General features: G+C 55.6%; 5 protein-coding genes and 3 pseudogenes. 2 read left to right on the top strand and 6 right to left on the bottom strand.

All coding sequences use genetic code 11. The annotated features are described in order from the left end of the window. Positions 1–266: 266 nt before the first annotated feature. Positions 267–8,909: pseudogene (locus tag ACQ86O_RS13940) on the top strand (GH36-type glycosyl hydrolase domain-containing protein). 37 nt (positions 8,910–8,946) lie between these two features. Here ACQ86O_RS13940 and elaB read toward each other — a convergent pair. From elaB to ACQ86O_RS13910, 6 genes and pseudogenes are all read right to left on the bottom strand, one after another. Continuing rightward, complete coding sequence (gene elaB, locus ACQ86O_RS13935; protein ID WP_431221614.1) at positions 8,947–9,258, bottom strand: stress response protein ElaB; 312 nt, start codon at positions 9,256–9,258, stop codon at positions 8,947–8,949. 155 nt (positions 9,259–9,413) lie between these two features. Then, positions 9,414–9,908 carry a DUF1097 domain-containing protein gene (locus ACQ86O_RS13930; RefSeq protein WP_431221613.1) on the bottom strand — a complete coding sequence of 165 codons (495 nt, stop codon included), beginning with the start codon at positions 9,906–9,908 and terminating at the stop codon, positions 9,414–9,416. Positions 9,909–10,124: 216 nt separating this feature from the next. Then, positions 10,125–11,372 (bottom strand): MFS transporter, encoded by a 1,248-nt coding sequence (locus ACQ86O_RS13925; protein ID WP_431221612.1) that lies wholly within the window; start codon positions 11,370–11,372, stop codon positions 10,125–10,127. A 159-nt stretch (positions 11,373–11,531) separates the two neighbouring features. Next, a pseudogene (locus ACQ86O_RS13920) lies at positions 11,532–12,394 on the bottom strand (DMT family transporter). Positions 12,395–12,610: 216 nt separating this feature from the next. Next, positions 12,611–13,035: pseudogene (locus ACQ86O_RS13915) on the bottom strand (cupin domain-containing protein). Between the two features lie 139 nt (positions 13,036–13,174). After that, entirely contained in the window at positions 13,175–15,004 is a 1,830-nt protein-coding gene (locus ACQ86O_RS13910) for a thiamine pyrophosphate-binding protein (RefSeq protein ID WP_431221611.1), read from the bottom strand. Between the two features lie 340 nt (positions 15,005–15,344). Between ACQ86O_RS13910 and ACQ86O_RS13905 the strand changes: the two genes are divergently transcribed. Continuing rightward, positions 15,345–16,220 carry a LysR family transcriptional regulator gene (locus tag ACQ86O_RS13905; RefSeq protein WP_431225730.1) on the top strand — a complete coding sequence of 292 codons (876 nt, stop codon included), beginning with the start codon at positions 15,345–15,347 and terminating at the stop codon, positions 16,218–16,220. The last annotated feature ends 14 nt before the right edge of the window (positions 16,221–16,234 follow it).

Raw genomic sequence — 16,234 nt, 5'->3', positions numbered from 1 at the left:
TATGTGGGGAATTATACGGTAAAACCACTGCGGCGGGCGGAAAAATACCGTGCGTTTATCAATACCTTTTCTCGCTAATTGTTTATTAAAATTAAAGGATTAGGTTAAAAAACAACCCAATTCACCGAGCAGGACTATACTTAGAAGCTATGTTCCTGCCGCAGTGAACCCTTGCCATATCAATTCGATGGTAAATACAAGATGTTCGCAGCCTCCCAACGGTTTTCACCGGCTGTCCTTTGGGCCAGATGTAAGGAGCTTTTTGCGTGAAAGAAATACTTATCAATTGGTTAAAGAAACATCGTCGCCTCCTCAAGCCCCATCTGTCGCCAACGCGACATAACAGGGCCGCTGCCGAAATCCCTCCCGCCAGCAATATCAAGGCAGAGCTGTTTTCTGTTGACCAAATGGAGCGCTATGGCCAGCGCCTGGCGCGTTCGCACAAATTGGCAACGCGTAAAACCCCGTTCAATCTGCTCAAACGTCTGGATAACAACGAGCAGGTGCTGACTGAAAGCTGCAGCCTGTTGAGCAACGGCAAGAAAACCACCATGACCCCCGCAGGTGACTGGTTACTCGATAACTTTTACCTGATCGAGGAACAAATCCGCGTAGTCCGCCACCATCTGCCCAAAACCTTTGGCCGTGGCCTGCCGCAATTAAGCGCACCACATAACTGCCCAAGGATTTACGATATCGCAACCGAAGCCATTGCTCACGGCGACGGGCGCTGGGATGCACAAAGCCTAACGCGCTATATTGCCGCCTACCAGAAAGAAACCAATCTGACCCTGGGCGAACTTTGGGCATTGCCGGGCATGTTAAGGCTGGCGCTGATTGAGAACCTGCGCCGCGTGGCGGTAGAAGTTGCCCAGGCTCAGGAAGAGCGCAACCTGGCCGATAGCTGGGTGACTAAAATGCTGGAGTCGGCAGAAAACGATCCGGCCAATCTGATTATCGTGATCGCCGATATGGCGCGATCCAACCCACCACGCACCAGCGCCTTCGTAGCCGAGCTGGTGCGCCGCCTGCAAGGGCATGGCACCATGCTGGCGCTCCCCCTGACCTGGGTTGAACAACGTCTGGCAGAAGTCAGCCTGACCTCTGATGAACTGATCCACCGTTTTAACCAGCAATTGGCTATCAGCCAACTGTCGGTCAGCAACAGCATTGCTGGCCTGCGCCAGTTGAGTGAAATGGATTGGGCGGAATTTGTCGAAACCATGAGCCAGGTCGACCAAACCCTGCGTGAAGATCCCGCCGGGGTTTACCCGATGATGCATTTCGATACCCGTGACAACTACCGCCATGTGATCGAAATGCTGGCCCGTCATAGTCCGTATAACGAAGTCGGGGTAGCCAGATATGTGCTGAATATGGCCCAGGTTGCTGCCGAAGATCCCAGCAGCGATCCGCGTACTCATCATGTCGGCTATTACCTGATCGACGATGGTCGTCGGCAGTTGGAAAAACAACTGGACGTGCAACTTGGCCGTATTACACGCATCCGGCATGCCCTTAATCAGTCGCCTTTGCTCTCCTGGCTGGGCAGCCTTAGCCTGCTCACTACCGCCTGCTGGGCACTGCTGCTGCGCGATACCTATCAAACCGGCATCACCTGGGGATTGCTGATCCTGCTGTTCCCATTAGGGATTGTGATCGGCCAGTTCGCCCTCAACCTGCTCAGTGAAATCACCACGCGCAGCCGCTCGCCACAGCCGTTGCCAAGGCTCGATTTCTCCTGCGGTATCCCGGCGCAATTTCGCACGCTGGTGGTGATCCCAACGCTTATCGACAGCAAACCCGGCATTGATCAACTGATCAACAAGCTGGAAGTCTGTTATCTCGGCAACCCCATGCAACACCTGCATTTTGCCCTACTCACCGACTTTACTGACTCCCCTCAGCAGCAGCACCCAGATGATGCCGAGCTGCTGGCTTATGCCAGCCAAAAAATGACCGCGCTGAACGCACATTATGCCTGCGAAGGGCCAAGCCACTTCTTCCTGTTCCACCGTGAGCGCCAATGGAATGAAAAACAGCAGACGTGGATGGGCCATGAGCGTAAACGCGGCAAACTGAATGCGCTGAATGATTGGTTGCGCAATCAGGGCAATGCGTTCACCACCCAGATTGGCCAAGAGCTGGAGGTGCTGAAGAACGTTAAATACGTGATTACCCTGGACAGCGATACCGTTTTACCGCGCGAAACCGCGCATCAGCTGATCGCTGCGATGGCTCATCCCCTGAACCAGCCACAATACGATGCCAAACAACAGCGGGTGGTGGAAGGCTACGCCATCCTGCAGCCACGCATGGCGGAAGAGATCCCCGCTTACGGCCAGAGCCGCTATGCTGCCCTGTGCAGCAGCACGCCGGGTAACGATCCCTATACGTTGATGGCATCGGATATCTATCAGGATCTGTTTGGCGAAGGCTCTTTTATCGGCAAAGGAATTTATGACGTCGACGTCTTTGCCCAAAGCCTGAAAGGCAGTTGCCCGGAAAATCTGGTGCTAAGCCACGATCTGCTTGAGGGTTGCTATGCCCGTTCCGGTTTGCTGAGCGATGTGTTGCTCTATGAGCAATACCCAAGCAATTATCTGGTGGATGTGGCCCGCCGTTCGCGCTGGATACGGGGGGATTGGCAGCTACTCAACTGGCTGATGCCGAAGGTGACCACCGAAGACGGTAGCCGCGTTGCCAACCCGCTGAGCTATCTGTCACGCTGGAAACTGCTTGATAACCTGCGCCGCAGCCTGGTAGCGCCCAGCTTCCTGTTGCTGCTGTTCTTCGGTTTTACCTGGCTGCCGAATACCCGCTACTGGTTGGTGGTATTCGCCATTATTCTGCTGCTGCCCACGCTGCTGGCGCTGTTGCAGGATGTGGTGCGCAAGCCTCCGCGCCGCCCCTTTATTCAGCACCTGCAGCTGGCGTTGAATGGTTCACTGCATCGGCTTTCGCAGGTGGGCCTGCGCCTGGCCGAATTGCCCCATGAGGCTTTCTACAGCCTGAAAGCCATTGCCATCACGCTGTGGCGTTTACTGGTAAGCAAACGCAATCTGCAAGAATGGACCAGCTTCGCTCAATCCAAGCATCATCAGGCGGTCACGTTAGAGAATTTTTATCGTAACCTGTGGTTTAACCCGTTTGCAGGCCTTCTGCTGGTGGTACTGGCGGCGTTTTCCGGCCCGGTATCGCTGCTGGTAGCCATCCCGTTTGCCTCATTGTGGATCCTTTCACCCTTCCTGCTTTACACTCTCAGCCTGGAGCCACAGCGCAGCAAAAAGGCGCTCAACGATCAGCAGCGCCATTTCCTGCGCCAGACCAGTCGTGAAACATGGGAGTTTTTCGCCACCTTCGTCAATCAGCAGGAAAATTGGCTACCACCAGATAATTTCCAGGAGATCCCGGAACCGGTGGTGGCACACCGGACTTCACCCACCAATATCGGGTTGGCTTTACTGGCCGATCTGACCGCGTATGACTTTGGTTATATCACCTGCAGCAGCGCCTTGCAGCGTATTACACTGACGCTGGATACCTTGGATCGCATGGAGCATTATCGGGGTCATCTGTACAACTGGTACGACACCCGGACGCTGGAACCGCTGGTCCCACGCTATGTTTCCAGCGTAGACAGCGGTAACCTGGCCGGTCACCTGCTTACCCTGAGTGCCGGGCTACCGGCGCTGGCAACACAGCCTGTCATCGAGCCAGCGCGCATTCTGGCCGGGTTGGAAGACACGCTGCTGTTGCTGGAACGCCATTGGGGCAACGCCGCGCCGAAAGTATTAGATAAGCTACGTAAACATTGGGAGCAGGCACAAAACGCTCCCCCGACGGCGCTGCTGGTTGAACTGCATGCCATGCGCAATCACAGTAACAGCCTGCAGGAACCCGCATTGCAACAGGGTGATGAGGTCAAACGCTGGGCCGGAGCCCTGCATCAGCAGCTTAATGAACTCTGCGCCGAGTGGGCATTGTGGTTTGGCTGGTTGAGCGACAGCATGCCAGAACTGGAACAGGTTCCCAGCCTGCAGTGGCTGGCCACTCCCCCAGACGGCTGACGCTGTCGGCAGAGCAGCAAACACAGTTTGATGAGGTGACGCAGCTCGCCAGTGAACGCCTCACGCGGTTGGCGCAATTGCAACAGCGCCTGGAAAACATGGCACAGATGGATTTCAGCTTCCTGTATGACGAAGCTACCCATCTGCTGACCGTCGGTTTCAACTGCGATCAAAACCGGGCAGACAGCGGTAAATATGACCTGCTGGCCTCAGAAATCCGCCTGACCAACTACGTGGCGATTGCCACCAACCAGATCCCGCAGCGCAGCTGGTTTGCTCTGGGGCGGCTATTTACGGTGATCGACAAGGAGCCCGCGCTGATGTCCTGGAGCGGCTCGATGTTTGAATACCTGATGCCGCAGTTGGTGATGCCCGCCTATCCCGATACGCTGCTGGTGCAGATGTGCCACTCGGCGGTAGATCGGCAGATTGCCTGGGGCAAGGAGCGCGGCGTTCCCTGGGGGATTTCTGAATCCGGCTATTTCGGCTTCGATGCGTTGCAAAACTACCAATACCACGCCTTTGGTGTACCAGGTTTAGGGTTACGGCGCGGGCTGGGCGACGACATGGTGATCGCCCCTTACGCCACGGTGATGGCGCTGATTGTCGATCCTGACAGTGCCTGTAGCAATCTGGTCACTCTGGAAAAAAGCGGCGCCAAAGGCCGCTACGGATTCTATGAAGCGTTGGATTACACCACTTCACGTCTGAGCCGTGGTCAACTGTATGTGATTGTCCGTTCTTATATGGCCCATCACCAGGGCATGAGCTTCCTGGCGTTGTCACACCTGTTACTGGACGCGCCAATGGTGAAGCGCTTTGCCAGTTATCCTGCTTTCCAGTCGGCCCGTTTACTGTTACAGGAACGCGTGCCGGATGCCGTAGAGCTTTACAGCACCCGCCGCCACTTCGAAACCCACGAAGGCACGATTAAACCGGCCAGCTTTACCGCGCGCGAGTTTACCCGGGTTGATTCGCCGATCCCGGAAGTGCAGTTGCTCTCCAACGTCAATTATCATCTGATGATTACCCAAAGCGGCGGCAGTTACAGCCGCTGGCAGAACCTGGCGCTGACCCGCTGGCGTGAGGATGCCACCTGCGATAACTGGGGGGCATTCTGTTACCTGCGCGATCCGCAGACCGGCGAGGTCTGGAGCAATACCTGGCACCCGACCGGCAGCACAGAGAAAGGCTTTCGCGCCGTATTCAACGATGCCGGGGCTGAATTCCACCGCAAACAGGGAACCTTGACGGTGAAAACCCAGGTGGTGATTTCGCCAGAGGATGACATTGAATTGCGGCGTCTGACCTTGGTGAACCGGGGCAAGCAGCCCAGGATCATTGAAATCACCAGCTACGCCGAAGTGGTATTGGCACCTGCCAGCAACGATCTGGCGCACCCGGCGTTCAGCAACCTGTTTGTACAAACCGAACTGCTGGCGGATCAGGATGCCATTTTGTGCCACCGCCGCCCGCGTGAGCCTAAGGATAAATCCCCCTGGCTGCTGCATATGATGATGGTGCAAGGGGGAGCAGCCAAACCTCCTTTGAAACCGACAGGGCCAAATTTATTGGCCGTGGCCGTACATCCGCCAATCCGCAAGCGTTGTACCAGAATCAGCCGCTGACCAATAGCGCAGGCCCGGTGATCGACCCGATCATTGCCATCCGCCAGCGAGTCCAGCTTGAACCCAACGTTCCGCTGACGCTGGATATCTTCTATGGCGTCTGTGAAGATCGCGCCAGCAGCCTGGCCATGCTGGAAAAATACCGCGATCGTCATATGGCCGATCGTATCTTCGAACTCGCCTGGTCACATAGCCAGGTGGTACTGCGCCAATTGAACGCCAACGAGGAAGACGCCAATCTGTTTAACCGCCTGGCCAGCGCGGTGGTGTTCCCAGCACAGGAAATGCGTGCCGCCAGCCATGAGATCATCAGTAACCGCCGGGGGCAGTCCGGGCTGTGGGGCTATTCGATCTCTGGCGATCTGCCGATCGTGCTGGTATCCGTTACCGACAGCGAGAACATCATGTTGGTGCAACAGCTTATCCAGGCGCACAACTACTGGCGCCTGAAAGGGTTGCAGGTCGATCTGGTGATCCTCAATGAAGACTCTGGCGGCTACCGCCAAGATCTGCAAAATCAGATCCTGGGGCTGATCGCCGCGGGGATGGAATCTTCCCTGACGGATAAACCCGGCGGGATCTTCGTGCGCTCCAGCGAGCATATGTCGCCGGAAGATCACACTCTGCTGCTGAGCGTCGCACGTATTTATCTGGACGACCGGCGCGGTGGTCTGGTGGAACAACTCAACCACCGTCTGCAAATGCCGCAGACCTTGCAGCAACCCTTGGGTCCCCCGACGGCGTCCTCCAGGCTGGCCACCGTGGCCAACTTGCCGCGTAATCTGCATTCACCCCAGTTACCCATTATCGACAAGCTGCAATTTTACAACGGTTACGGTGGGTTCTCCGAGGATGGCCGGGAATACGTGATTACCATGAACGAAAGCAAAGTCACGCCAGCGCCCTGGTCAAACGTTATCGCCAACCCGATGTTCGGTTCGGTGATCTCGGAAAGCGGCCAGGCTTATACCTGGTATGAGAATGCCCACGAATATCGGCTGACCCCTTGGGATAACGATCCGGTCAGTGACCGCAGCGGCGAAGCTTTCTATCTGCGTGATGAAGAAAGTGGCCATGTCTGGTCGCCAACGCCGCTGCCTGCTCGAGGACGTGGGCATTACCTGACGCGTCATGGCTTTGGCTACAGCGTGTTTGAGCACCGCGAAGCGGGTATCGACAGCCAATTGACCATGCTGGTGGCCAAAGACGCCCCGGTGAAACTGTTCCTGTTAACGCTCACCAACACCTCTGGCCGTACGCGTAAACTCTCAACCACCGGTTACGCCGAGTTTATTCTCGGTGATTTACGTCAGAAATCGGCGATGCATGTGGTCACCCGGGCCACGACGCCGCAAGGGGTTGCGGGATCCTCGCGACCAACCACTACACCAGTAGCGGATCGCCACGCACCGCGTTCTTCGGTGTCTCCGGCGTGCATTGTTCTATCACCGGCGATCGGCGGGAATTTATTGGCCGCAACGGGACCTTGGCCGATCCGGCAGTTCTGAGGCTGCGCAGGTTATCCGGCAAGACCGGCGCCGGATTGGATCCTTGTGGCGCAGTGCAGTCGGCCATCAGCATGATTGACGGCGACCAGCGTAGCTTTGTCTTCGCGCTTGGCCTGGGGCAAGACGCCGATGAAGCCGAGACCTTGCTGCAGCAATATCTGCGGGAGGAAGCCGTGCAACAGGAACTACAACGGGTAGGTGAACATTGGAATACCCTGCTGAACAAGGTTCAGATCGGCACGCCGCACCCGGCAGTGGACCTGCTGGCGAATGGCTGGTTGCTGTATCAGACCCTCTCCTGCCGCATTCAGGCACGCAGCGGTTACTACCAGTCCGGTGGGGCATTTGGTTTTCGCGATCAGCTCCAGGATACGCTGGCCCTGACGCACGCCATGCCGGAACGGATGCGTGAACAGATCCTGTTATGTGCTTCGCGCCAATTTATCGAAGGTGATGTTCAGCACTGGTGGCATCCACCGCAGGGTAACGGGGTCCGTACCCGCTGCTCTGATGATTACCTGTGGCTGCCGTTGGCGATTTGCCATTATCTCGACGCCACCGGAGATCAAGAGATCCTCGAAGAACAGGTCGGCTATCTGACCGCCCGCGCATTGGCGCCAGGTGAAGAGTCTTCTTACGAGCAACCCGGCGTCAGCACGGAACAGGAAAGCCTTTACCAGCACGGTGCCAGAGCGCTCAAGCATGGCCTGACGCTGGGTGAACACGGCTTGCCATTGATGGGGGCCGGTGACTGGAACGACGGCATGAATATGGTGGGGCTGGAGGGCCGTGGCGAGAGCGTCTGGCTCGGTTTCTTCCTGTTCCATATCCTGCAACGTTACGGAAAACTGGCCAGCCAACGCCAGGATAATGAACTGGCCGAGTTGTGCCGCCAGGAGGCGGAAAAGCTGCGCACCAATCTGCACAACAACGCATGGGATGGCGAATGGTATCGGCGTGGCTACTTCGACAGCGGGGAACCTTTGGGCTCACAGCAGGCGGCGGAATGCCGCATTGATGCCATCGCCCAAAGCTGGTCGGTTCTTTCCGGCGGCGCAGACAAAGCGCGCAGCGCACAGGCTATGCAGGCGCTGGACAAGCATCTGGTGGATAACCAGGCAGGGATCATCAAACTACTGACCCCGCCGTTTGATGGCAATGGGCCGAACCCGGGTTACATCCGGGGATACCTGCCAGGCGTGCGTGAAAATGGTGGCCAATATACTCACGGCGCGGTTTGGGCGGTAATGGCGTTCGCCGAAATGGGCAATATTGAGCGGGCCTGGGAATTAATGGCATTGATTAACCCGATCAACCACAGCCTGGACAGCACTGCGGCAGAACGTTACAAGGTTGAGCCTTATGTCGCCACGGCGGATATCTATGCGGTGACCCCGCATGTTGGCCGTGGCGGATGGAGCTGGTATACCGGCTCGGCAGGCTGGATGTATCGCCTGATAGTCGAATCCTTGCTGGGGCTCAAACGCCAGGGCAATACGCTGTCCATCAATACCCGTTTACCCGCCGACTGGCCACCGGTCACCCTGACCTACCGTGAAGGCAGCAGCGAATACCAGATAGTGGTGCGCCAAGGCGAAGGAGATACTCAGGTGAGGGTTGATGGTGAACTGCAGTCAGAGGCGGTAATTACGCTGCGGGACGAAGGCAAAACCCATCAGGTGGACGTCACGCTGGGGCGATGATCAACACGGGCGCGGCAGTTTCCGCGCCCTGTTCCGGTTATTTACGAGCTAACAATAAGCCAAGCACCAAGCCTACCGTGGCGCCAATGCCAACGCTGTGCCAAGGCTTTTCACGCACATAGACATCGGTGCAGCAGGCAAGGTCTTTCGCCCTGGAATAATAGGAGTTGGCACTATCTGCCATGCGTGACTTTACCTGCTTCAACGCGTTCTCGGCATGCGCCTTGATGTCCATATAGGCCTGGTCAGCACGGTCGCCAGAGTATTCCAGCACTTCCTGCAGGGTGTCGCTCAGCATTCTCAGATCGTCATCAAGCGTCGTTTGGTTCTCATCTCTGTATGTCGCCATTTTTAAGCTCTCCCATGATTAGAAAATTCAACGTTGCTTAACCGTAAACAACCATTGGTCGCAGTCCATGGTAGGACACGACCAGTATAGATGCTATCGGATTTTTGGCTAAAAAAACGGCGCTGGCGGGGCGTGGTCAGGTAGCCAACGCCTTTTCAGGCGTCGGTAGAGGCTTGTTCCGCCAGGGGAGAAGAGACGGTTTTACGGCGTGCTGCCAGCCACAGGCCGCTGTTTTTCATCGCATAGCCAAACACCAGCCCGACCAGCAGTGAAACGGTAATCAGTGGCCAGTTGCCCCCACCCGCGAAAGTCGCGCAGGCGCCAATAAAAGTGCCGGGGACAAACCCTAGCCACTGTTGCCGGGCCTGAATACACATCAGAAAGGCTACAGCACCGGTCAGTAGATACCCCAGCAGGCTCCAGGCCGGTTCCAGCGCGCTGCCATGGATAATCACCATTGCCCAGAACACGCCGCTACAGCTGGTTAATGTGCTGATCAACAGGCCCTTGAGCCCCCCTTGCGGACAGGCAAAGTAGGCTGTGCAACCAAGAAAGCCCGCCCAACTGATTAACCCCAGGCTGATGGCAACCCAGCCCCATATACCGGAAAGAATACCGGTGGTCACCGCAATGGCAAGAATGACGTTCATAAACCGTTCCGCAAAAAATAATGCGCACAGTTTACGCGAAACCTCGTTATTTTAAGTGACTTAAGTCACATTAATTATGCAATAAAAGAAACTGTAATTTCATAAACAGGATTTAGATCACAAAAAAACAGCGTGCAAGCACGCTGAAAGTGACACATAACAACACCAGGGAAATCGGCAGTAACGCTAATCACGAAGCGTGAAAGACTCCGGATCTCAGCGCGGGAATCCCGCCCTCGTTACCCGTATACCTAAGCCCACGCAAGCTACTGCGCTGACCATAAATAACAGATTGACCGCCAGTTGCAGGCTGGCATGGTCGATAACTACCCCCAACAGGATTGGCACCCAGTTGGCAATATAGGCAATCACATAGAACAGCGAAATCAACCTTGCATGGCTGGCCTTGGGCGAAATCAGATTCACCAGCGTCGCACTGCCGACGAAGATGGCGCCATACGCATAACCGGCAATCACCATGCCCGCAGCGGCCAACCCCAGCGAGTGGATGTAAATGGCTTCCGCAAACACCACCACCGACAGCGCCTGCGCCTGCGCCAGGCAGCCAAACATCAGCGAATAGCGCGCAGGAAGGCGACGGCTTAAAATCTGGCTGGCTCCGGCAATCATCAGGTAGATGGCAATCACATAACCATAGATACCCCGATCCTCCATGCCCAATAGCTTTTCTGCCACGTTAGGGCCGATGGCCAAAATGCTGGCAGCGACCACCCAACAGATAAATAGCGCCCCGGCACAGAGGAAAAATTTGCCTCCCGTAGCACGCAGGCCTGCTGCCAGAGTGCTGTTTGGTCCGCCAACGCCAGCAGCCACGCCCCCCACTGGCTCTGCAATTTCTATCGCTGGCCACCTGAACATCACGCCCAAGGCAGCAATCGCCGCCACCGCCATAATGATCACAAACGGCATTGAAGTCGCATGGAAACCGGTTTGCAACGCTACGCCACTGAAAATTGGCCCCAGCGCCAACCCGGCAGTAAAAGACAAGGTTGCTATCAGCGCCGCCTGTTTGCCGCCATCCCGCGGGCCAAAGCGAACCAGCGCAATATTTGCCGCACCGGTCAGGGCCCCGGTGCCAACACCGGCCAGCAAGCGAGCCATAAACATCATGAAGAATGAATCAGCCATGGCAAACAGCAACGCCCCCACCAGCACGACCAACAGTGCAGGCACGATCATGCTGCGCAAGTCTTTCACCTTGCCAGCCATATTACCCACGCCAAACAGGGAAATCAGGACACCTGCGGCATAAGCACCATAAATCAGGGTCAGGCTGACCGAGGTCAAAGCCAACTGATGCTGGTAAAGAGGATAGAGCGGGGTCGGCGCACTGCTGTTCAGCAGTGCAGACATCAGTGCCAGCGCCAGAAACAGCAGAATGGCAACCTGCGACGAACCCGTATTGGTTTTCGTGACCTCATCAACGGTCAGACCGTCAGACATGCATTTCTCCAGCAACAGCCAGGTCTTCACCTGTAATGAAAACGCCCCCAGAACCAGACAGGTTCGGAAAACGCGCTCATCATACCGTTCGGATATCACCGCAAAAATAGCCAAGAATGCATCATGGTGATTCATTTTTGCATGTTGCTACATGCAAAATTACATCGTAGCGGCCTTAACCGTTTTGGCTGGCGCGCGGCGCACTAGCGCCAAAGCACCGGAGAGAATAATCAGAACCATACCGACGGCGGCAATCGAAGACAGCGTCTCTGCAAAAATCAGGTAGCCAAGCAGCGTCGAGAAGATGATCGTGGTGTAAGAAAGAATGCCGACGGTCACCGCGTTACCGCTGCCATAGGCGCGGGTCATGGTGATCTGCCCCAGACTGCCGAACACGCCGATGGCACAGACGCACAACAAGGTGGCCGTATCCAACGCCGCAAACCCGACGATCGAGGTCATTACTCCCCCACCAGGGTACCGACCAGCGAGAAGTAAAACACCACCCGCAGTTCAGGCTCCCCGGTGCGTACCAGCTTGCCGACGTTGAAATAGGCCAACGCCGTCAGCAAACCGGAGAGCAGACCAACCAAGGTTGCGGCAAACTCGCCATGCGGCACGTCCGGACGTAGCAGGATCAGAATGCCGACAAACCCCAGCAGCACCGAGAACAGCAGTTTGCCGGTCAGTTGCCCCCTGGCCGTGACGAAGGTGATCACCGACTGAAAAATGGGGTTGGTATAGCCCAGAGTGGTGGCAGTAGCGATAGGCAGATGGATCAGCGAATAGAAACCACAATACATGGCCGCGTTGCCGATAGCGGCACGTTTCATGTGCAGGCCCAGATGTTGGGTGCGAAAGCCGATGTTCTTGATTTTAATCAGCACCGCGACGATCGCCACGTTGATAAATGAGCGGTAAAAAACAATGTCGAAGAAACCGACTTTTGCCGAAGCCAGTTTGATACAGGCCCCCATCAGCGCAAAAAACAGGCTGGCGACCACCATCCATAAAGCAACCATAATTTCCCCGGAATGCAGCCCAAACGGGCTGCAAAAAATAATCTATACCCTATGAATTTCACGTTGGCCGCTTTAACACATCCATGCACCTGCGGCATTCGTCCATCCCTGTACAACACCGCCAGGCGACCGGTTATTGAGACTAACTCATTGTCTGGATTCACAGATCTGTCTGGAACAGATTTGAACGCTGCAACGTGAAAGACAGCGGGTCTATTATTCGGCGGCTTTCACCGTCAGTGATTTATTATCAGCACAGGCAAAGAATACCAGCATTTCCGCACCTTTATCGCCGGAAACCCCCTGATGAACAATATCTACCGTATCGGTAAAAGAGTCACCTTGCTTAAAGGTTTTTTCACTCCGGTGGCCTTTACCGTCAAAGAGACGCTGCCTCCGGTCATATACACCGCACTGATACAAGGGTGTGTATGCCAGGCCAGCACCTTGTTCGGCTCTACCGTCACCTTCAGCATGGTGATTTGCGGCGCTCCGGCAGGATAGTGCTGATAGGCCGTCCCTTCCCATGAGGTTTCGGTTTTCAGCAGGGTTTCTTTGGTGATCCCTTCACCGTGTTCATCCGCTGCCATCGCGTTGCCCTGAAATGCTGCCATTAATGCCAGAAGTATCCATTTATACATGGTTATTGCTCCATCGTTGCTGTGATTAAAAAAACAGAATGGGGAAAGGCCTGGAAGTGAAAGTCATTGACCCTGTGGATGTCAAGCTGGCCGCTTAAGCGCATCCATGCGCCTGCGGCATGTGTACATTCCGGTACCGTTAACTCTGTTTAACCCGCTGCTCATAGTCACTGAAGCTGTCGGCATAATAGCGATTAGGCACCCTGTGGTTGCCGACGATCATTTCGATCAGGAACGGGCCATCGTGTTCCGCCGCCGCAATCAGGGCGCAGTCCAGTTCCTCCAGGGTGCTCGCCTTGGCCGAAGCGACCCCCAGACTATTGGCAAACGCCTTCCAGTCATGATTGGGTAATGCGGTATAAGCAGCAGAGACGCCCCGGTTTTGCAGGGTATCAATATGCATCGCGCCGTGTGCGCTGTTGTTCATTACTACAAAGGTCATTTTTACCCGATAACGTGCTGCGGTCTGGATCTCCATACCATGCATCAGCATACAGCCGTCGCCGGTTACTACCAGGCAGTTACGCTGTGGGGCGGCCAGCTTGATGCCGATACCGGCACAGATGGCCCAGCCCATCGGTGCCAGACAGCTGGAAGTATGGTAATCGCCACCACCGCGGGCCTGCCAATGGTGTGCCATAAAGATGCGGTGTGCGCCAGAATCCACCACGACGTTGGTATCATCCGCCATGCGGCTGCGAAGGTGCCTGATCGCGTCCCCCGGGTACATATTGGTTTCACCCAGAACCTTGCGTGCCGGTAAATCTGGATGCTCTTGTTCCAGAGGCAAAGAATGCAGTTGACCAATCCACTGATCGCGCAAACGGTTCATGCAGGCCAACCGCTGTTGGTGAGGCTCGGCAGCAGACAGTAGATATTGCAAGGAACCGCTCAGGCTGGAGAAAATCTCTACGTCCGGCTGATAATGGGAGCTTACCTTGTCAAAGTCTTCGTCAACCACCACCAGCGTTTTGGTGCCGTGCAGTTTCGGGTTCCAGTTAAGGCTGTCGCGCTGGTTAAGATCGCAGCCCAGTACCAGCAACACGTCCACGCTGTCACCATTAATGGTTTCCACCGCGCGGGTATGGCCAGCAAAACCGTACAGACCCAGCGCCAACTCATGCTGTTCCGGAAAAGCGCCCTTTCCTGACAGCGTGGTCGCCACTGGCAGGCGGTATTTCTCGGCCACGGCCAGTAGCAATTTTGCGTCTTGGGGATTATTCACCCGGTTGCCGACCAGGCAGGCTATGTTCAGCCCACGCAGCAGATAGCTGTCTAACAGCATCTCCAGCGCCTGCTGATCGACCGCCGCTTCACGACACAGCGGCTTACGGCCTGACTCCGGCTGGCTTTTCCCGATGGCAGCCTTCTTTTGCATATCCACAGGGACGCTCAGATAAGCCCGCCCTTTACGCTGGGTATTCAGATACGACAGGCTGCGCCGCAGTTCATGCTGCAGTGTGAAGTTATTTTTGACCTCAATGGCGGCAGAGAGCAACGGCTTGACGACGGTTAGCTCATCAATGCCGCTATTGCTGCCATCCTGGAATGCGCCCTGCGCCTCATGATAGGTAGCGATACTCCCGGCAAGATAAAGCACCGGGATTTTATCGGCCTGTGCGGCAGCCATCGCAGGGAGGAAGTTCATGGTGCCGGGGCCGGAGATCCCCAGACAGGCACCGAATTTGCGGCTGGCGCGGGCATAACCATCAGCCATAAAGCCGCAGGCGGTTTCATGAGCACCAACGATGCCTGTCACCGTAGAATCTTCAATGGATTTGATCAGTGGGTAGACCAGCTTGCCTGGCACCAGAAAGATATATTCAATGCCGCGCGCTTCAAGCCCTTCGATAATAATATCTGCATTGTTTCTCTCTGCCATGTTGGCAACGGATGAAGGGATCACCCTGATCCCGTCCGCCGTGGCGAGTGCCACAGGGGCGTGCATTTTCTCTGCGTGAGACTCCATTATTTTATATCCAGTCATGGTAGGCCAACCTGATTCAGAGCGGTTCTCATCAGGCAGTAATGCCCACAGAGACAGGCTCTCATGCGTCTTTACTGATCGCCATACCGGCTCAAATCACCACAAAATGTGTGTCAAATGACGGCATTGCGCTGAGTAGCATAAAGATTGTTTACTAAAAATAAAGATGCAAAACTGCTTCATGTGGATGCAATTATTCATATCCTGAAACATAATGGCTGCTTGTGATACGGGAGCCTCAATTTTCGTCAGGTGTTTGCCAGCCAAGGGCAAAACCGAAAAGATGGGCAAAGAATCGATAAATTTCCACCAAGGAAATAGCATTATGAATTGGGATGATGCACGTTTCTTCCTGGCGGTGGCACGTTGCGGCACCTTGAGAAAAGCCGCCCATGAGCTACACGTCGATCAAGCCACGGTTGGCCGCAGGATCGCCGCTTTCGAAGAAACTCTGGGATCCAAACTGTTTATTCGCACACCAAAGTCTTTCTCACTTAGCCCATTGGGCGAAGAAATGCTGGCTGACGTGATCAATATGGAAAACGCCGTACAGGCTATTGGCCGCAAGGCAACCAGCGGTGATGAAAGCCTGTGCGGGAATGTGCGTATCGCCACCACCGATACCATGGCAGAAGCCTTTGTCATACCTGCGCTGAGGCAGCTACGCGAAAAACACCCCCGCATTACCGTGACGCTACTGACCGCGGTGAATATCTCTGACATCTCCTATCGCGGTGCCGATCTGGCTATCCGTGGCGCACGCCCGGAATCCGATGAGCTGATCATCAAACGGTTAGCGACCATTGAGATGGGGCTGTACGCCACGCAAGAATACCTGGATAAACATGGGGAACCGGTCAAAGGTGAGCATCTGTGCGGCCACAACCTGCTGATGTTCCCACGCGAACTGGTGCCGCGCCATTGGAGCAACTTCTGCGGTGAGACACTGAACGATCCAAACGTGGTATTACAGTGCAATTCGCAACTGTTATTGCGTTCGGCGACGCGCAATGGGCTGGGTATCGGCCTGCTCTCTTCCTTCCTGGCCGACAAAGACCCCGATCTGGTGCGCATCTTCCCGGAAAACAAAGACTGGGTGGATATCTGGCTGGTGTTACACCCAGACTTGCAGCGCGCTGCCCGGGTGCGGGCGGTAGTTCATGAGCTTGAAGCGTCGTTTAAAAACTGCCCGGAATAATCTTTTGGCGTCCC

Source organism: Serratia sp. L9 (assembly GCF_050632285.1).
Lineage (GTDB): Bacteria > Pseudomonadota > Gammaproteobacteria > Enterobacterales > Enterobacteriaceae > Chania.
This window is presented reverse-complemented; position numbering and strand designations above follow the sequence as displayed.